Consider the following 18,949-nt stretch of genomic DNA (forward strand, 5'->3'; position numbering starts at 1 on the left):
GCCGATCCGATAGCCGACAGGCGCTACCCGGTGCGGGCGGCGGATGCCCGGGCGGTACACAACGGCGGACGGCATCGGCCGGATGGGGGATCCGGCGGGGGTCCTGGCACGCAACCGTTAGCGGCGCGACGCGATTGGGTACAACGGCTGCACCTCAGATCCACCACATACCTCAGGAGGCAGCGATGCGCGGCACCTCGATTCTCGGAGTCATCGTCGTGATCTGGTTGGTGATCGGCGCCATCGCCGCTGGCCAGCGCGGTTACTACAGCGGCGACGACACCAACTGCGCCGAGGCCGGCACGATCCTGGTCACCATCGTGGCCGGGCCGTTGAACTACATCGGCGCCAACCCGAAGGTCGACTGCAAGCTGCCCGAGCCTTCCAAGTAGACGACAGACGTGGACCGGCCCGTGCCCCCCAAGGAGGCACGGGCCGTTGCCGTTCGGCGAGGTCACGCAGGAGCACTACGCCGGCTCGTCCCCCGACCGTGGGCCCGTCGACCGGTCGCGCCCCCAGGCGGCCAGCGGCTCGAGGGCGTCGTTGAGGCGAATGCCGTCCTCGGTCAACGAGTACTCGACGCGGGGCGGCACCTCGTCGTACGAGACGCGGCGCACGACGCCGTCCGCTTTTATCTCCCGTAGGTGAGAGGCCAGCACCTTCTCGGTGATCCCCGGAAGCAGTCGACGCAGCTCGCCGAAGCGACGCAGGGGGTGCTCGCGAAGCGCCCAGAGGATCAGCACCTTCCACCTGCCGCCGATCACCTCCATCGCGGTGTCGATACCGCAGGCGTGTCCGTCTGCGGTATGGAGAAGCCCTCCGTCACGATGCTGGGACTCGGCGCGATGGGTACCGCGCTGGCCCGCGCCTGGCTTGCCGCCGATGATCGGTGTCCCGGTTGCCGGCGGCTACGTCTTCTACAGCGGCTCGCGGGCGCTCTACGAACGGCACCGGGAGACGCTGGGCGTCCCGGTCGACACCACCTACGTCGGCGAGGACGCGGGCTTCGCGGCACTCCACGACGTGGCTCTCCTCAGCGCCATGTACGGGATGTTCGCCGGCGCCGCGCACGCCTTCGCCCTGATCCGTCGGGAGGACATCGAGCCGACGGCACTCGCCCCACTGCTCGCCGACTGGCTCGTCGCGATGGTCCCGGCGGTTCACCAGACCGCCGACCAACTGCGCAGCGGGGACTACACAAAGGGGGTCGTCTCCCCTCTCGCCATGCAGGTGGCCGGCACACCCACCTTTCTGAGCACCGCCGAGCAGCAGGGTGTCAGCCCCGAACTGCTCCTCCCCTACTTCGACCTGATGCGCCGCCGCCTGGCGGAGGGCGGAGGCGAGGAGGACCTGACGGGCGTCATCGATCTGCTGGTGCGGTGACGCGATGTCCGGTGGTTGGAGGTGGTGCTTCGTGCTTGATGTAGCTCACCGCACACCGCCTAAGGCATCCTAGGAGGCTGGTTTGCGGCTCGACGGCGTTTGTCAGCGCCGGGGCCGGGAACGGCCGATGCTTCCAGTCAGCGACCGGGATCGGGAGTGTGGGCATGCAGATCGGCTACAAGCTGGCCTCGGAGGGGTACGGCCCGCAGGAGATCATCCGGCAGGCCGTACTGGCCGAGCGGGCCGGCTTCGACTTCGTCGAGATGAGCGACCACTTCCACCCGTGGCTGGACGCTCAGGGGCACTCGTCCTTCACCTGGAGCGTGCTCGGCGCCATCGCGGCCAAGACCAGCACCCTGCGCCTCGCCACCGGGGTCACCTGCCCGACCGTCCGCTACCACCCGGCGATCATCGCCCAGGCAGCGGCGACCATGGCGCTGATCTCCGACGGCCGGTTCACCCTCGGGGTGGGTGCCGGAGAGCGGCTCAACGAGCACGTGGTCGGGCAGGGTTTCCCCAGCGTGCGGGGGCGACACGAGCGACTACGTGAGGCGCTGGAAATCATCCGGCTGCTCTGGCAGGGCGGCTACCAGTCGTACGAGGGACGGCACCTGCAACTGGAGGACGCCCGGGTCTTCGATCTGCCGGACACCCTGCCGGTGATCGCGGTGGCGGCCAGCGGTGAGGCGTCGGCGCGGCTCGCCGCCGAACTGGGCGACGGCCTGTTCGCCACCGAACCGGACGCGTCGATCATCGAGCACTACCGCCGCGCCAAGGGTGCGGGCCCGCGCTACGCCGAGGTGCCACTGGCCTGGGCCACCGACGAGCAACAGGCGGTGCAGGCCGTGTTGCAGACGAGCCGATGGATGGTCACCGGCTGGAAGGTGATGAGCGAGCTGCCGAACCCGGTCAACTTCGACGCGGCCAGCGCGTACGTCGAGGAGAAGCACATCCGGCAGCTCTTCGCCATCGGCCCGGACCCGGAACCGCACGTCGCCAAGGTCCGGTCGTACGTCGAGGCCGGCTTCGACCACATCGTCCTGCAGAACGCCGGCCCCGACCCGGACGGCTTCCTCGACTTCTTCGCCGGTGACCTCGCCGACCGTCTGCGGGCGGTGGGTTGACGCCGTGCTGAGGAGCGGGTCGGCGGCGGCACCGAACCCTGCGTCGGTGGTCACGGGGATCGGCGGTCGGCGAGGGGCCGTGGGCGTCACCTGACGACGCACCGCCCGTCCGGATGATCGTCCGGACGGGCGGTGCGCTCAGGATGAACGCGCTCGGGATGGTGCGCGGGTCGACGCTCAGCGGAAGCAGTGCGCGATCGGCACCTGGCTGCCCTCGCAGTTGGTCGGCTCGTTCTCGACCACCACGCTCTCATCGTCGATCTTGACTTGGGCGTGCATGCCGAAGATGCCGCCGGGCTTCACAGTCGACGCGTTGTGGGTGACCTTGCTGGTGTAGATCGCCACCGAGCCCGCGTTGGCGTAGATGCCGCCGCCCTGGGACGCGGCGCCGACAGCCTCGTTACGGGTCACGTCGCTGCCGCGGACCAGCAGGTTCGCCTTCTCGGCGTAGATGCCGGCCCCGAGGCCGTGGGTGGTGTTGCCGTCGATCACGCTGTCGTCGATCGGCGTCAGGCCCTTCACTGTCGAGATGCCGCCGCCGTTGACTGTGGACGTGTTGCCGCGGATCGTCATCGTGCGCAGCACCAGCACCGCGTCGGAGTTGGCGGCGCCGCCGCCGATCTGCGCGGTGTTGTTCAGCAGCTCGGTGTCGGAGACCTTCGTCCGGGCCGAGAAGCTGGCCAGCCCACCACCCTGGGTGGCGCTGTTTCGGGTGAAGGAGACGCTCTCCACGTCGGCGGCACCGCGGTAGTTGCCGAGTCCGCCGCCGTAGGCGTTGGCGCTGTTGTGGTGGAACTCCGAGCGCTTCAGCGTCAGCACGCCGCCGTTGAGCAGGCCCCCGCCCTTGCCCGCGGCGCCGGCGGCGCTGTTGCCCACGAACGTGGAGTCGGTGACCACCATGTTGCCGTCGTTGAAGATGCCGCCGCCGCCACCCTCGGGCGACAGCGAGGTGCTCTGGGTGACGGTGACCCGTTCCACCACGGCGGTGGCGCCGTGCACCACGTGCACGCTGCCGCCCTCGATGGCCGAGCGGCCGTTGTGCAGTTCCATGTCGCGCAGGGTCAGCTCGCCGCCGTCGCGGACGGTGAAGAAGCGGAACGCGGCGGCCTGGGGTGCCCGGGCGATGGTGGCGCCGGCACCGTCGATCGTGATGGCCTGGTAGATCACCGGCAGCCCGGCGGTGTCGTCGGCCGGGTTGTGCGGCGGTGCGTCGGCGTCCCCGGGGGTCTCCGCGGCGTCGGCGGCCTCCCGGGCGTCCCGGATCCCGCCGTCGTACTGGTCGGTCTCGTGGAACGCCTCGGTGAGGGTGTACCGGCACTTGGGAGCGAGGCGGAGCTCGCCGCCGCCCGCGGCGTTGGCGGTGACCAGCGCCGCCACCAGCTTCGCGGCGTCGCACGGCACCGACACCACACCCCGCTTGCCGGTGCCCGGGGTGGTCGGGCGGGCCCGCTCCGCGTCGTCCGGGCCGGGCTGCGGACCCTGCCGGTCACCGTCGCGGCGGTCGTCATCGGCTGCCGGGGTCAGCCGGGCGAGACCGGGGAGGGTGAGGGCACGGTCGGCGGCGGCGGCCGCTCCGGCCGCTCCCACGACCAGGCTCCCCGCCAGCAAGCCGCTGGCTAAGAACCATCGGGACCGTCGTCTGGGTCGGGTCGCGCGGTCTCCCTCTCGGTACGTGGACATCAACGGTGCCTACCTTCCTGCGTACGTGACGTGACCGCGCGCCGATTCGGGCGCGGGGGGCTCGACGTGTTCGCCGGCTACCAAACGTCACGATAGGTCCGCAATCCGGACAGGAAGGCGTGAACGTGAATAGTCCCCTCTTTCATCTTCAAAACTGTCAAAGCGGCATCGATGTCACCCGCCGACGTGGATGCCGGGCCGACGCAACGGGTCCCGTTCGGTCCGGCGGATGATCTCCCGCACCACCGGCGGGGTGTCCCCCCGACCCAGGATGAGGTAGCGCGCCAGGTGCGCGATCGGGCTGCCCTCGGACCACTCGAAGTGCGCGTGCGGCCGAACCCCGGTGGCGTCCCGCAGGGCCAGCAGGATCGCGGCGATCGCGTTCGGCGCGGCCGGGCTGTTGGCCCGCAGCACCCGGAAGCCGCCCACCTCGATCCCGTGCACGCGCAGCACCTGACTGAACTCCGACGGATCGACCACGTCGATCTCCAGGAACAGCACGTCCGCGGCCCCGGGCACCGGATTCATCCCGCGCTGCGCCCGCTCCTTGATCGTGTACTCCTTCACCGACCCCTTCTGCCGCTTGTTCGCGATCAGGTGCAGCTGCCCGTCGTGCGCCAGCGACTCGGTGATGAACCGACGGGCCGCCTCGTCGAACTCGATCCGCTCGGCGCGCAGCTCGGTGGTCCGGGTGACCCGGGAGACCAACGAGACCACGATGATGCCGAGGATGAACAGCGCGGAGATCGTGATGCCGTCCGGCTGTTCGATGACGTTCTCCAGCAGCGCGTACAACAGCACCAGGGTCAGCACCGTGAAGCCGATCGCGGAGCCGCGCCGGTGATGACGGGCCGCGGAGATCGTCACCGCCACCGCCCCGGAGACCATCATGGCCAGGATCCCGGTGGCGTACGCCCCGGCCTGGGCGTTGACGTCGGCGCGGAAGGCGATCGTGATGGCGACGCTGACGACGGTGTAGACGATCACCACCGGGCGCACCGCCCGCGCCCACTCCGGCGCCATGCCGTACGACGGCAGGTAGCGCGGCACGATGTTGATCAACCCGGCCATCGCCGAGGCGCCGGCGAACCAGAGGATGAGCACGCTGCTCACGTCGTAGACGCTGCCGAACACCTCCCCCAGGTAGGTGTGCGCCAGGAACGCCAGCGCCCGCCCGTTCGCGCCGCCACCCGGCCGGAACTCCTCCGCCGGAATGAGCGCCGTGGTCACGAAGGTCGTCGAGATCAGGTACACCGACATGATCAACGCGGCGGTGGTGAGCAGCCGACGCGTGTTGCGGATCCGGGCGGCGAGCCGGGCCTGCTTGTCCGGGCCGTCGGCCGCCACCAGGGGCATCATGCTGACCCCGGTCTCGAAACCGGACAACCCCAGCACCAGCAGCGGGAACGCCAACACGGCGGTGAGCAGGACGTGGCCCGGTCCGCCACCGGTCGAGGTCACCGCGGCCGTCCAGTTCGAAACGATGCCCGGGTCCCCGACGATCCGGGCCACCGCGACCACGACGATCACCGCGTTGAGCACCAGGAAGACCGCTACCAGCGGGATGGCCACCACCACCGCCTCGCGGAACCCGAGCAGGAACACCCCGCCGAGGATGAGCAGCAGCACCACAGTCACCACGACGGGTACCAGGGACCCGTGCAGGACGTCCGGCAGGTACGGGTTCTCCAGCAGGTGCACTGTGGCGTCGGCCGAGGAGAGGGTGATCGTGATGATCCAGGAGGTGGCCACGAAGCCGAGCAGCACGAGGACGAAGATCTTGCCCCGCCAGAACGGCAGCAACCGCTCCAACATCGCCACCGAACCCTGACCGTGCGGGCTCTCGTGGGCCACCCGCCGGTACATCGGCAGCATGCCGAACAGGGTGAGCACGACGATCAACAGGGTCGCCAGCGGAGAGAGTGCCCCGGCCGCCACCGCCGCGATGCCCGGCAGGTACGACAGCGTAGAGAAGTAGTCCACGCCGGTCAGGCACATCACCTGCCACCAGGCGTGCCGACGGTTCTGTCCCTCGGTCGCCTCCGGGCCGGGCGGCTGCACCTGGTGCTGAAAGAGCCAACGGCGCAGCGGGCTGGCCGGCGGCCCCGAGCGGGCCGGGGTGGGCACGCGTTCGGGCACCACGACGCCCCGCCGGCCGCCCCGGTGTGGGCGGGCCGGATCACGGGCCGCCCGCAGCGCCGGGTCCGGGCCGCTCGGTGCGTGGCGGCGCCCGCTCCAGCGCCGTGGTCTCGCCGGGTGCTCGTCAGCCATCGCCAGTCCCACCCTCACAGGTCCTGATCTGACGGTAGGCGGTACGCCGACGCCCGGTCTGCGGAACCGGGCACCTGTTCGGCCTGCTCAGGACAGGTCCGCGACGGCGAGCAGACGGGCCAGCGCGGGTGGGTCGGCGACCGTCACAGTGGCCGCCGGGTGCCGGGCTCGCCCTCCGGGCAGCAGCGCCGGCACCGGTACGCCGAAGCGCAGGCAGATCCCGCCGGCAGTGCTGCTGCCGAAGGTCGCACCGCCGTCGGCCAGCGACAGGTGCGGGCCGATCGCCCGCCACCAGCGGTACGGCCCGCTCAACTCGACGGCGGTGACGTTGTCCCGGTCGGTCCGCAGCCGCCACGGCCCGTACCGGATCATCAGGTCCCGTTCGGTCACGGCGACCCAGGCCGTCGCCGGGCGGACCCCGAGCAGCGCCAGTACCGGACGGAACACCGGATCGAAGCGGAACGGAAATCGGGCCGCGACGCCGGTCATCGGGCGCCGGGCCGAGCGGTGGGTCGCGACACCGGGCCGCCCGGCCGCAGGGGGCCGGGGCGGGCGGGCCGGGGGCGGGCGGCGGGCCGACGCCGGGCCAGGACGGTCATGGCGCGGGCGTACCCGATCCGAGCCCGCCGACACCCCCGGATCCGCACGCCGTCGACGTGACCTCGTTCGGCGCTCCCCCACCGCCGGCCGGCACCCCCCGGGCCGGCCGACGGTGGCAGACGGTCGACACCCCCCGGGGCCGACCGGCTGTCCCCTGCGTGACCGACCCGGCCTCGGGCGGCCACGCGGGGTGGAACTGGTGGGACGCGCCCCCGCGCTCCGCCGCCCCCCACGGGGCGGAGCGCGGGGCCCCCCGTCCCGGCTACTGCAGGAACGCCCCGAGGGGCGAGAGCAGCAACCGGCCGAGCGCCGCGGCGTTGTCGTCCAACCGCGTGCGCTCACACTCGCGGGCGTCCGGATCGTGCCGGCACCGCCAGATCTTCTGCGCGTTACGCCAGGCGACATCGCGGGTGTACTCGACCAGTTCCCCCTGGTACCAGTCGTCGATGTCGCCATTGAGCATGTCGATGAGCAGCTGCCACCGCTCCAGGTAGCCCCGGCGCAGCCCGGGGATCTTGTCCGCGAAGATGTTGTTGATCTCGAGGTAGTCGCGGTGCTGGTCGCTGCCGTCGACCGGCTCCGACTCCAGGTGATCGAACGTGGTCACCAGGGCGAACGGCAGGTCGAAGTTGATGTGCGCGTTCACCCCGGCCGCCGCCGACGGCAGCGGGCGGGCATCCGGCCCCCGCATCCGCTCGAAGAGGCACGACCACGCCTTCGGGGTGCCGGGGCTGGAGTCGGTCCACAGCCGCATCGCGTCGAAGTACCGGGCGGCGAACTCGACGTCGAGCCGGGAGAGGAAGGCCGGGTCGACGAAGCGGTCGTCGTACAGCCCGTCCAGCACGCTGCTGGTGATGGTCAGGTAGAGCTTGTTGAAGTCAGCGAGGGGGCAACTGGCCTCCAACGGTGGCAGCCGGACCAGCATGTCCTGGAGCTTGGTCAGATGATCGACCACGGCCGGCACGTCCGCGGGGTGATCGGCGAGCAGGTCGACGATGTCCCGGTGCACGGGCCCCCAGACCGGTTCGATCATTTCTCCTCCATTGTGGTCGGCGGCATCCCCCGTGCCGTCGTCGACGCGGCCCAGCCTCTCAGCCGACACCGGGCCACGGGATCAGTAAAACGACGTATCCCGGCGCGCACACGCGCCGGGATACGTACGTCAGTGGTCGGGTCGGTCAGCCCCGTTGGTTGCGCAACTGGATCGCGCTGGCCTGCACACGGGTACGAACCTGGAGCTTGTCGAAGATGTGCGACACGTGCACCCCGATGGTCCGTTCGCTGATGAACAGCCGCTGCCCGATCTCCCTGTTGGTCAACCCCTCGGCGACCAGGGCGAGCACCTCCCGCTCCCGGGCGGTGAGCGCCGCCAACTCGTCGTCGGATGCCTCGACCGGAACGCTGCGTGCACCGGTGGCGCTGTCGCGCTCGTCCAGCGACACCCGGGCCCGCCCGGCCAGCTCGCGGATCTCCGAGGTCAACGGCACCGCGCCCAACCCCTGCGCCACCCGGTACGCCTCCCGCAGGAGCTTGCCGGCGGTGGCCACCCGGCTGCGCCGAGCCAGCAGCGCCTCGGCCTGCCGCAGCCGCGAGTAGGCCGCCGGATAGGGATGATTGCGTCGATCCCACTCGGCCGCCGACGCGGCCCACAGCTCCGGATCGCTGCCGTCGAGGCGGCTCACCTCGGCGGCGCACAGCGCCAGGAAGCCCTCCACCACCGAGCGCACCGGCCGGGCGGCGCCGGCGCTCTTGCGGGCCACCCGCTCGGCCACGTCCCGTAGCCGGCGCACCGCCGTCGGGTCCACCTCGACAGTGCGGCTGGCGTGCGCCTCAGCCTCGGCGCGCAGGCCGTGCCAGACCAGCGCCGAGAGGATCATGACGTCGTCGGAACGGCTCTCGGTGAGGCCGCGTTGTACCGCCTGCCGTGCCACGTCGTGCCGGCCCTCCCACATGGCCAGCCCGGAGCGCAGGGTGAGCAGCGGAATGACGTGTCGCGCCCCGCCGCCGGCGAGCAGGGTGGCCACCGCGTCGAGGTCCCGACCGGCGGCCTCGATGTCGCCGTAGCCCACCGACAGCCGGCACCGGGCCAACAGCAGCTCCACGGCGTCCGCACCGGACGGTCGGTGCCGCAGGGCCGCGGCCACCACCTTCTCCGCCTCGGCCCACTGGCCCACCCGGAACAGCCCGTTGATGGCGATGGCCAGCAGCCGGGTGCCCCAGGTGCGACCAAGCCCCAGCTCGGCCACCCGTTCGGCGCCCCGTCGAGCCACCACCACGCCCTCTTCGAGGACGTTCAGCGGCCCGGTCAGCAGCTCCGCCAGGTGCAGGTACGCGCAGGCCACGTCCTCGGGCTGACCGGCACGCTCGGCGGTGTCGAGGGCGTCGCGCATGACCGCCAGACCAGCGTCCGGGTCTTCCAGACAGGCGTCGCTGAAACCCAACGCCGAACTGGCCAGCACCACCTCGGTGGCCGAGCCGGCCACGTTCTCGGCCAACGCCAACGCCTCGCGGGCCCGCTCACCGGCGTCGGCGTAGCGACCCAGGTGCAGCAGCAGCTCGGCCAGGCGGGCGGCGGCGCTGGCCCGGTCCCGAGGGGAGCAGTCCTCCGCCTTCAACGCCCGCTGGTATTCCTCCTCGGCGAGCGCGGAGCGACCGGCGGCGGCGAGGTAACGGGCCCGGCGGATGTGCAGCGCGCAGCTGGCCTCGCCTCCCCGCAGCGTGGCCAACTCCTCCAGCAGGGCCAACGCCCGGGCGTGCTCCCCACAGTGGTGGGCCGCCTCGGCGGCGTTCTCCAGCAACTCGACCCGGTCCACAGTCAGCGGGCCCGGCTCGGCGGCCAACTGCAACGCCGCCGACCAGTGCCGGTGCGCCTCGGCGTAACCGTGCAGCCGCTCGGCCTCCTGGGCGGCGGCCACCGCCGCCGGCAGGGCCTTCGCCGGCTCGCCGGCCAGCCGCCAGTGGTGCGCCAGCCGGGCCTGGTGCAGCTCACCCGGAGCGGTGGTCAGCGCCTCGGCGTAGCGGCGGTGCAGCCCGGAGCGCTCGGCCGGCAGCAGCTCGTGCGCCAGCACCTCGGCCACGAGGCGGTGCCGCAGCCGGTAGCCCTCGTCGGCGCCGACCAGCAGCCGGTGCGCCACAGCGGCCCGGGCCGCGGCGATCAGCTCGTCCTCCGGCATTCGCAGCACCTCGGCCAGCAGCCAGTGCTGCACCGGCTCGACCCCGGCGGCCACCGCGTGCACCACGGCGTGCGCGTGCTGGGGCAGCGCGTCGACCCGGTCGAGGAAGATCTCCCGCAGCGTCTCGGACAGGCCGTCGCGGCCGTCGCGCAGATCCCGGGCCAGCTCCTCGATGACGAACGGGTTGCCACCGCTGCGCTGCCACACCTGCTCGGCCGCGTCGGCGGTCAACGTCCGGCCGACCACCGCGGCGGCGAGCGTCTCGGTGTCGGCCCGGCCCAGCGGCGCCAGGTCGAGCACCCGCACCGTGCGGAGCCGCCGCAGCTCGGTGAGCACCCGGCGCAGTGGGTGCGCGCCCTGCAACGACTCGGCGCGCACCGCCGCCAGCACCGACAACTGAAGATCACCCAGGCCGGCGAGCAGGTAGAGCAGGAGCTGGCGGGTGCTGCGGTCGACCCACTGGAGGTCATCGAGGATCAGCACCAGCGGGCGCCCCTCGGCGATCAGGTGCAGACCACGGGAGACCCGCTCCAGCAACGCGCCGGCGCCGTCCGGGCCGGCGGTCTCGTCGGCGAACATCTGCAACAGCCCACGCACCGCCGAGGAGGTGCGGGCGGGCGAGGTGGACACCTCGCTGTCGAACCGGCGCAGCGCCTGCAACAGCGGATGCAGTGGGGAGGCGTCGCCGATGTCCAGGCAGCTGCCGGTGAGCACCACGGCGCCCCGATCCCGTAGGCGCTCGCCGATCTCGCCCAACAGCCGGGTCTTTCCCACACCGCTCTCGCCGGTCAGGAAGACCGCCGCGGTCTGCCCGTGCGCGCCGTCACCGAGCAACGCGGACCGAACCGTCTGCACCAGCTCGGCCCGGCCCACGAGCGGTGCGGTGTCCACATCGCTGGCCATGCCACGCAGCCTAATCACAGGGCCCCACACCGTTCTACGGCCGCCCACCGCTTGTGGTACTCCTCGCGTCGACTTTGCGACTAAAGGTTGCAGGTGGCCGACATACGTCGTTCGGCAGATCCCCCGTCGGCCCACTAGTGCCAATCTCCGGAGGTGATCAGGCAACCGCGGGGAGAAAGGCCGGTGCGACACCCATGACCACCAGCATCAACGTCGACACGCAACGGACCGTCACCCCGCTCTGGCCGGTACCCCAGGAGAGGCGCGTCGTCACCGTCCTCTTCGCGGACATCGTCGGCTCGACGGCCCTGGTGGACCGGCTCGACCCCGAGGACGTCCGAGCGTTGCAGCGGGCCTACTTCGACACCGTCGCCGGTGTGCTGCACCGCTGGCACGGGGTGGTGGAGAAGTACATCGGCGACGCCGTGATGGCGCTCTTCGGCGCTCGGCACTCCGACGGCTTCGACGCGTACCGGGCGGTGCGCGCCGGCCTCGAGATCCAGGCCGCGCTGGACCGACGGCCCATGGTCGACGGCATCAGGCTGCGCGTCCGGGTCGGTGTCGCCACCGGCGAGGTAGTGGTCGACCTGGGCGATGTCCTCACCGGCGGGCACGGCGTGGCCAGCGGCGCGGTGATCACCTCCGCAGCCCGCCTGCAGGAGTACGCCGCGCCCGGCGCCGTCGCGCTCTGCGCGGCCACCGCCCGCGCCACCGCCGGCCTGATCACCCAGCGTCAGCTGACGCCGGTGCCGGTCGACGGCCGGGTACCGCCGGTGCCGGTCTGGCACGCCGTCGGGCCGGTACGCCCCGGCGCCGACCGGCACGACGGCCCGTTGATCGGTCGGCGCCGCGAACTGGCCACCATCCGCGACCAGTTGGGCGCGGCCATCCGACACCGGACGCCCCGCTGGATCTCACTGGTCGGCCCCACCGGCAGCGGCCGCAGCCGGCTGCTGCACGAGCTGACCCGTGGCCTGACCACTGTGGATGGGTTGCCGATCCGCTGGTGCGTGGCGACCTGTCAGCCGTACCCCGATCAGGTGTTGGCGCCGGTCGCGCACCTGCTCCGCAGCCTCGCCGGGATCCGGCACAGCGACGGCCCGGCGGCGGCCCACGACCGCCTCCTCGCCGCCCTGACGCCGCTGTTCCCGCCGACCCGGGTGGCCACCGCCGTCCCGGCGCTCGAGCGGATGCTGACCACCCCGGACGGTTCGGCCGCCGCCCTCGCCGGCGCGGCGGTCTGCCGCGAGGTCCTGCTGCGGCTGGCCGCCCACCGGCCGCTGATCGTGGCTGTCGACGACCTGGACCGGGCCGCGCCCGTGGTGAGCCGCTTCCTGCACACGCTGTTCAGCGCGGCGACGGAGCGCGGGCTGCCGCTGGCCCTGCTCACCGTGCACCAGCCGCAGTGGGCCGACAGCCGGCCCGGCCCGGCCCGCCAGCTGACGATCGGACCGCTGGCCACAGTGCAGTCCGGACGGCTGCTGCGCCACCTGCTCACCCGGGCCGGGCAGCCGGTGGCCCTGGTCGACCGGCTGCTGCCGCTGGTGGGAGGCCGCCCCGGGCACGCGGCGGCGTACGTCACGTCGCTGGTGGACGGTGCCGATCCGGCGGCGCTCCCGCTGCCCGAGGCGGTACGCCGGGCCGTCGGCGCGGAGCTGGACCACCTCGACGGCGAGCGGCGGGCGGTGCTGATGGCCGCCGGCACCCTCGGTGGGCTGATCTCCGGGGCGGCCGTGGACCGGGCACTCGGCTGGACGCCCGGCCGGTCCGCGCCCGCGCTCCGCGGTCTGGTCGCCGCAGGGCTGCTGCTCCCCCACCACGTCGACGGGTACGCGTTCGCCGCTCCCGCGCTGCGCCAGGTCGCCGCCGAGCGGTTGCCCCGCGCCCTGCGGGCTGTCTTCCAACGCCGGGCTGCCGGCGTGTCGCACCTCGACAGCGTGCGACGCAACGACGACCCGCGCGGTGGTGCGATCAACGGCTCGGCGGCGAGGAGCGCGGAGATCGTGCGCCTCGACACCGTTGGCGCTCGGACCGGCCGCCTCGACGCGGTCTTCGCGGCGCTGGCCTCGGCAGGGCCGGGCGGTGTCACCGGCCCGACGGCGCTGGGGCGAGCCAACCCCACCCCGACGATGGCCACCCGTCCCGCCGCGCCGGGTCCCGGTGCCGACCGCACGGCGGGCCCCCGCCGGCTCCGAGCCGTCGCCGAGGCTGGTGACGTACCGCCGACGCCGGCTCCAGCGGTGTCCGGAACTCGGGGCGGTGGCTCGTCCCGGGACGTCGGACGGCCCGACGCGCCGGTCCGCCCGACGCCGGCGAGTTCGGCTGGGCACCTGACACTCGCCGACGCCGGCACTCCGCCGGGCGTGGTGCGGGCGCTACCCCGCCCGCCGTTGATCCGCCCACTGGACGGCCTGCCCGCCTCCGCCTGACAGTGGGCATCCCCGCCCTGCCCTGCCGATCATGGAGTTGTGGTGGGTGACAAACGCCTTGGCGATGAACAAGTCGGGCACCACAACTCCATGATCGACGGACCTGGGCGGCGATCTTGCACTTGCTGTCCCGGCATAAGCGGCATCCCACTGATATCGACAGCCGAAACTGCAAGATCGCCGCGGTGGGGGTGGGGGTGCTTAGGGTACGGACGCCGAGGCCAGCAGTGCCGCGGTCGGCAGCGCGAGCAGGCCGTCGGGGCCACGGTAGCGGGCGGTCACCTCGTCGAACGCGGCACGAATGCGGCCGATCATGGCCGCCGGCTGGGTCTCCAGCACCAGACCTGGCTTGCTGATGCCGTTGGCGGGGCCACGCCACCAGGCCTCCGGGTCGGTGCGGTGCGCCCAGGTGAGCGTCTCGCAGCGCACGTCGACGAGGCCGGCCCCGTCGAGCAGGCCGGCCACCCCGTCGGGGGTACGGGGGAAGTCCCGGTCGGCGTCCACCGTCGGGGCGGCGGCGCGCCGTTCGACCCCGGCGGCGTCGAAGACCTCAGCCCAGAGGCTCTGCGCCTCGGGCGGGGGGTGCGGCCACACGGTGACAGCGACCCGACCCGCCGACCGGACGACCCGTCGCAGCTCGGTGATCGCGGCCAGCGGATCGCCCACGTGGTTGATCACGAAGTTCGCCACGGCCGCGTCGAACGACCCGGAGGCGAACGGGAGGTGAGGCAGAGCCGCGACCCGGACCTCGTCGGCTGACGGAACGCGGTCGCGCGCCAACTCGACCATGCTGGGCTCGGCGTCGACGGCGACGACGCTGGCGTGCAGCGCGCACGCCAGCGTCGCCACCGTGCCGGAGCCGGTGCCCGCGTCGAGCACCCGCGTGCCCGCCCCGACGTGGGCGGCGTCCAACAACGCTGGTGCGGGGTACGCGCAGAGCGCGGCGAGACTGCTGTCGTACGCCCCCGCGCGCCCGGCCCAGCGCGACCGTTCGTATTCGTCGAAGGCCGTCGTGGTCATCGTCAGGCCCCCGTCGAGGATCTTGATGGTGGCGCCACGATATCGAACAAGGCGCGTCCTGCGGTGCCCCGCGCGGTGGTGGCCCCCCGCCCGCGCCCGCCGTGAGCTGGCTGCCCGGGGTCCAGCGGGAGCCGATGGGCCGCCCGCGAGCGCGACTAGGATTGGTTCGTCATGCTGCTACGGGTGCTCGGGTCGCTTGAGGTTGAGGTCGACACAGGCGGGCCGGTCGACCTCGGCGGCCCCCGTCAACGCGCCGTGCTCGCGCTCCTGCTCGCGGCCCGCGGCGAGGTCGTCTCCGTCGGGCAGATGATCGAGGATCTGTGGCGGGGTGACCCGCCGCCCCGGGCGATCGCCTCCCTGCAGGCGTACGTCTCGCACCTGCGCCGCCTGTTGGAGCCGACCCGCGAGCGCCGGGCGCCGGCCCGGGTCCTGGTCACCGCGCCACCTGGCTACGCGCTGCGGCTGCCCGCCGACGCCGTCGACGCCGGTCGGTTCGAGACGCTGCTCGCCGAGGCGCGTGCGGTCGGCCCCGCCGACCCGGGCCGGGCACGTCGGTTGCTCAGCGGCGGGCTCGAGCTGTGGCGCGGTCGGGCGTACGCCGAGTTCGCCGGTGAGCCGTGGGCGCAGCCGGAGGTGCTGCGGTTGGAGGAGCTGCGGCTCGGCGCTCGGGAGCTGCTGCTCGACGTGACGGTGCGCTGCGGCGACGCGGCCGAGGCGGTGCCGGAGGCGGAGCTGTTGACCCGGCAGGCGCCGTTGCGGGAGGAGAGCTGGCGGCTGCTGGCGCTGGCGTTGTGGCGTACCGGTCGGCAGGGCGACGCGCTGGCCGCGCTGCGCCGGGCCCGGGCGACCCTGGCGGACCAGCTCGGACTGGACCCGGGTCCGGCGCTGGTCGAGGTGGAGTCCGCCATCCTGGGGCAGCGACTCGACCTGCTGCCACCGGTGCCGGCGACAGCGGTACGGGCCCAGCGGCTGGTGTCGGAGGAGGTCTTCGTCGGTCGGGAGGCAGAGCTGCGGGCGCTGCGGCAGGCGGCCGCCGAGGCGGTGGCGGGCGGGCCGCGCGTCGCTCTGCTCAGCGGTGAGGCCGGGGCCGGCAAGACGAGCCTGCTCACCCGGTTTCGGGACGAGCTGACCACGGACGGCTGGCTGGTCGCCGTCGGCCGCTGCCCCGAGGTCGACGGCGCCCCGCCGGCCTGGGCGTGGGTCGAGGCACTGCGGCAACTCGCCGAGCAGACATCCCCGGGTGACCTCGCACCGGCGCTCGCCCCGCTGCTCGGTGGGGGCGACGGTGAGTCCGGCGGCGACGTCACCGCCGGCCGGTTCCGGCTGCACCGCGCCGTCGGCGCCTGGTTGGACGCCGCCGCGGCCCGCAGACCGGTCACGGTGATCCTCGACGACCTGCACGCCGCCGACGCCGAGACGTTGCTGCTGTTGCAGAGCGTCACCGAGATGACCACCGGCAGCGTCCTGTTCGTCGCGGCGCTGCGGCCCGCCGACAACGCCGAGCGGCTCGCCGACACGATGGCCGTCCTGGCCCGCCGGTCACCCCACCGGGTCCCGCTGGGCGGTCTGAGCACGTCAGAGGTCGAACGGCTGCTCCGCGCGCTGGCCCGCAGCACCGTCGACCCGGACACGGTCACCGCGTTGGCCGAGCGCACCGGCGGCAACCCGTTCTACGTCCGGGAGTCGGCGCGGCTACTCGCCGCCGAGGGCACGCTCGTGGCCACCTCCGACGTGCCCGAGGGCGTACGCGACGTGCTGCGCCGACGACTCTCCCGCCTCCCGTCGACTGTCGTCTCGGTGCTGCGGCTCGCCTCGGCCGTGGGGCGGGAGGCCGAGGTGTCGACGCTCGTCGACGCCGCCGGCACCGACGAGGGCACCGTCCTGCGGGCACTGGAAGCCGGGTTGGCCGCCGGGCTGCTCACCGAACCGGCGCCCGGGCGGGTGCGGTTCGTACACGGCCTGGTCTGCGACACCATCTACACCGACCTGCCGCAGCTGCGCCGCACCCGCCTGCACGCGCGGATCGCCGCCGCCACCCGCCGGCTGCGACCCGACGACTACCCCGCCCTGGCCCACCAGTACGCCCGCGCCGCGTCGGCCGACACCGCGCCGCTCGCCGTCGACTACGCCGTCCGGGCCGCCGAACTGGCCGAGCGGCGGTACGCGTACGACGCCGCGATCGAGCTGCTCGGCAACGCTGTCGAGGCAGCCGCCACTGTCGCCGGGGACCGCGACGCGCTCCGGGTCGACCTGCTCGGGCGGCTGCTGCGCGCCCAGGCGCGGGCCGGCGCGGTGGCGGCCGCCCGGCAGACCCGGGCTCGGGCGATCGACGTCGCCGCGGCGTCCGGCCGAGACGACCTGCTGGTAGCGGCGTTCACCGCGTGGACCGTCCCCACCCCGTGGTTGACCCACCAGTACGGCGTGGTGGACCACCGGGTCGTCGAGCTGGTCACCAGGCTGCTGCGCGTCGACGACCTGGACCCGGTCGCCCGGTGCCGGCTGCTGGAGGCGCTGGCCACGGAGTTGGACGGCGAGTCCGATCCGCGCGGCGTGGCGGCCGGACGGGAGGCACTGGCCCTCTCGCAGCGGTTGGGCGACCCCGAGCTGCGCGCCCTGGGGCTTGCCGCGCGGCTGCGCACCATGAGCTACGAGCGGGAGGCGCCGGAGCGTCGGACCTTCGCCCTGGAGCTGCGCGACCTCGCCGACGCGCACGGGCTGGTGACCTATCGTTCGGTCGCCGAGCAGGCGCTGGGCCACTGTGCTGCCGCGCTGAACGAGCCGGACGAACTGCGCCTCAGCGTCGCCCGGCAGGGGTGGCTGGCCGAGACGTACCAGCTGAACGAGGCGCAGACGATCAACCTGTGCTCGCTGGGCGCCCTCGCGCACATCGCCGGCGACTTCGCCGCCGCGCGGCGGCACTACGACCAGGTCGCCGTGCAGATGCGGCGGCAGGGTTCGCTGCACGCCGCTGCCTTCCACTACTTCTCCACCGGCACCCTGCTGATCAGCCAGGGACGGTTCGGTGAGCACCTGGAGGCGACCCGGCGGATACGGGGGTCGTTGGGCCCGATCGTTGACGACCTGCTGGCGCTGGCCCTGATCGGCAGCGGACGCCTGGACGAGGCGCGGGCCATGCCGATCGGAGGGCACACCTACCGCCCGGACTACTTCGAGTCGGCGCTGCTCAGCGTGCGCGGAATGGTCGTGGTGGCGCTGGGTCGACGGGACCTGGCCCCACCCGTGATCGACGCGCTGCTCCCGGTACGCGACCAACTGGCCGGTCTCTCCACCACCGCGGCAGTGGTGCGGCCGGTCGCGCTGACGCTCGGGGAGCTGTTCCGGTTGGTGGGCCGCACCGAGGAGGCGACCCAGCACTTCACCCTCGCCGCGCGGGTCGCCCGCCGGTGGGAGTCGCCGCACTGGCTGGCCGAGGCGACCGCTGCGATGGTCGGCTGACCGTCACTGCTGGCGGATTCCAAGCCGGCTCCAAGTGGCGCCGAGCATGATCAACACATCTGTGCCAGTTGATCCCTCGGAAAGGTCACCGTGAACCAGAACCACCGCGAAGCCATGGCCGACGTACGCGACATGTACATGGCGCACGCGGCGCTCCGTCGCGAATTCAGCCTGCTGCCGCAGCTCGTCCGCGACGTCACCCCGGGCGACGCCACGCGCGCGGAGGTCGTCGGCGCCCACGCCGACATGCTCTGCCACATCCTGCACCTGCACCACGAGGGCGAGGACCTGTTGCTCTGGCCCCGGCTGCTGGAGCGCGGCGGCGCGGAGGCCGCGGCGATCGTGCCCACCATGGAGGCGCAGCACCACGCCATCGAGGACGCCCACGCGACGGTGGTCGCCCTCCTCCCCCAGTGGCGCCGCACCGCGCGCGGCGGTGAGCAGCTCGCGGACGCCCTGGAGCAGCTACGCGCCGCGCTGATCGAGCACATGGCCCTGGAGGAGAGCGAGATCCTGCCGCTGGCGCAACGGCACGTCACCGCCCGGGAGTGGATGCAGCTCGGCGAGCACGGCATGAGCAAGTCCCCGAAGAAGCAGCTCCCTCTGGCCTTCGGCCTGGCCATGTACGAGGGCGACCCGGAGGTGGTCAAGGCGGTGCTGGCGCACGCTCCGCTGCCGGCCCGGCTACTCATGCCGATCATCGCGCCCCGGCTGTTCGCCAGCCACGCCAAGCGGGTGCACGGCACCGCCACGCCTCCGCGCATCGGCGCCACCGTCCGCTGAGCAAGGTCGGCGGCTCGCCCGACGCGGCTGAGTCGGCGGCTCGCCCGACGCGGCTGAGTCGGCGGCTCGCCCGACGCGGCTGAGTCGGCGGCTCGCCCGACGCGGCTGAGTCGGCGGCTCGCCCGAC

General features: G+C 73.1%; 13 protein-coding genes. 6 read left to right on the forward strand and 7 right to left on the reverse strand.

Annotated features, from left to right (window positions below):
* Window positions 1–185: 185 nt before the first annotated feature.
* Window positions 186–392, forward strand: coding sequence for a hypothetical protein (locus tag AB0B98_RS16785; protein ID WP_030327576.1), 207 nt, complete (start codon window positions 186–188; stop codon window positions 390–392).
* Window positions 393–467: 75 nt separating this feature from the next.
* On the opposite strand, the gene AB0B98_RS16790 is transcribed toward AB0B98_RS16785, so the two are convergent.
* A complete protein-coding gene (locus tag AB0B98_RS16790; RefSeq protein WP_357363531.1) occupies window positions 468–770 on the reverse strand; it encodes a helix-turn-helix domain-containing protein in 303 nt (100 codons plus the stop codon).
* Between the two features lie 112 nt (window positions 771–882).
* Here AB0B98_RS16790 and AB0B98_RS16795 point away from each other — a divergent pair, with 112 nt between their 5' ends.
* Both AB0B98_RS16795 and AB0B98_RS16800 read left to right on the forward strand, forming a co-directional pair.
* Window positions 883–1,383, forward strand: a complete 501-nt coding sequence (locus AB0B98_RS16795; protein WP_357363533.1) for a hypothetical protein — start codon at window positions 883–885, stop codon at window positions 1,381–1,383.
* A 164-nt stretch (window positions 1,384–1,547) separates the two neighbouring features.
* Window positions 1,548–2,507, forward strand: coding sequence for a TIGR03557 family F420-dependent LLM class oxidoreductase (locus AB0B98_RS16800; RefSeq protein ID WP_357363535.1), 960 nt, complete (start codon window positions 1,548–1,550; stop codon window positions 2,505–2,507).
* Window positions 2,508–2,684: 177 nt separating this feature from the next.
* Here the strand turns inward: AB0B98_RS16800 and AB0B98_RS16805 are convergent, their stop codons facing one another.
* The 5 genes from AB0B98_RS16805 to AB0B98_RS16825 all read right to left on the reverse strand — a co-directional run bounded on the left by AB0B98_RS16805 (window position 2,685) and on the right by AB0B98_RS16825 (window position 11,134).
* Window positions 2,685–4,187: a hypothetical protein gene (locus tag AB0B98_RS16805; RefSeq protein WP_357363537.1), complete on the reverse strand. Its 1,503-nt coding sequence runs from the start codon at window positions 4,185–4,187 to the stop codon at window positions 2,685–2,687.
* A 174-nt stretch (window positions 4,188–4,361) separates the two neighbouring features.
* On the reverse strand, window positions 4,362–6,458 hold the full coding sequence (locus AB0B98_RS16810) for an amino acid transporter (RefSeq protein ID WP_357363539.1): 2,097 nt from the start codon (window positions 6,456–6,458) through the stop codon (window positions 4,362–4,364).
* A gap of 87 nt (window positions 6,459–6,545) precedes the next feature.
* Window positions 6,546–6,905: a hypothetical protein gene (locus AB0B98_RS16815; RefSeq protein WP_357363541.1), complete on the reverse strand. Its 360-nt coding sequence runs from the start codon at window positions 6,903–6,905 to the stop codon at window positions 6,546–6,548.
* Window positions 6,906–7,320: 415 nt separating this feature from the next.
* Window positions 7,321–8,091, reverse strand: coding sequence for a DUF5995 family protein (locus AB0B98_RS16820; protein WP_357282693.1), 771 nt, complete (start codon window positions 8,089–8,091; stop codon window positions 7,321–7,323).
* 145 nt (window positions 8,092–8,236) lie between these two features.
* Window positions 8,237–11,134: an AAA family ATPase gene (locus AB0B98_RS16825; protein WP_357363543.1), complete on the reverse strand. Its 2,898-nt coding sequence runs from the start codon at window positions 11,132–11,134 to the stop codon at window positions 8,237–8,239.
* 194 nt (window positions 11,135–11,328) lie between these two features.
* Here AB0B98_RS16825 and AB0B98_RS16830 point away from each other — a divergent pair, with 194 nt between their 5' ends.
* A complete protein-coding gene (locus tag AB0B98_RS16830) occupies window positions 11,329–13,563 on the forward strand; it encodes an adenylate/guanylate cyclase domain-containing protein (protein WP_357363545.1) in 2,235 nt (744 codons plus the stop codon).
* A gap of 201 nt (window positions 13,564–13,764) precedes the next feature.
* Here AB0B98_RS16830 and AB0B98_RS16835 read toward each other — a convergent pair whose 3' ends face one another.
* Window positions 13,765–14,583, reverse strand: a complete 819-nt coding sequence (locus AB0B98_RS16835; RefSeq protein ID WP_357363547.1) for a class I SAM-dependent methyltransferase — start codon at window positions 14,581–14,583, stop codon at window positions 13,765–13,767.
* 171 nt (window positions 14,584–14,754) lie between these two features.
* On the opposite strand from AB0B98_RS16835, the gene AB0B98_RS16840 reads away from it, so the two are divergent.
* Complete coding sequence (locus AB0B98_RS16840) at window positions 14,755–18,039, forward strand: BTAD domain-containing putative transcriptional regulator (RefSeq protein WP_357363549.1); 3,285 nt, start codon at window positions 14,755–14,757, stop codon at window positions 18,037–18,039.
* A 90-nt stretch (window positions 18,040–18,129) separates the two neighbouring features.
* A complete protein-coding gene (locus tag AB0B98_RS16845) occupies window positions 18,130–18,822 on the forward strand; it encodes a hemerythrin domain-containing protein (RefSeq protein ID WP_357363550.1) in 693 nt (230 codons plus the stop codon).
* Window positions 18,823–18,949: the final 127 nt, after the last annotated feature.

It is taken from the genome of Micromonospora sp. NPDC048947 (genome assembly GCF_040649495.1).
In the GTDB taxonomy this organism is placed as follows: Bacteria; Actinomycetota; Actinomycetes; order Mycobacteriales; family Micromonosporaceae; genus Micromonospora; species Micromonospora alfalfae.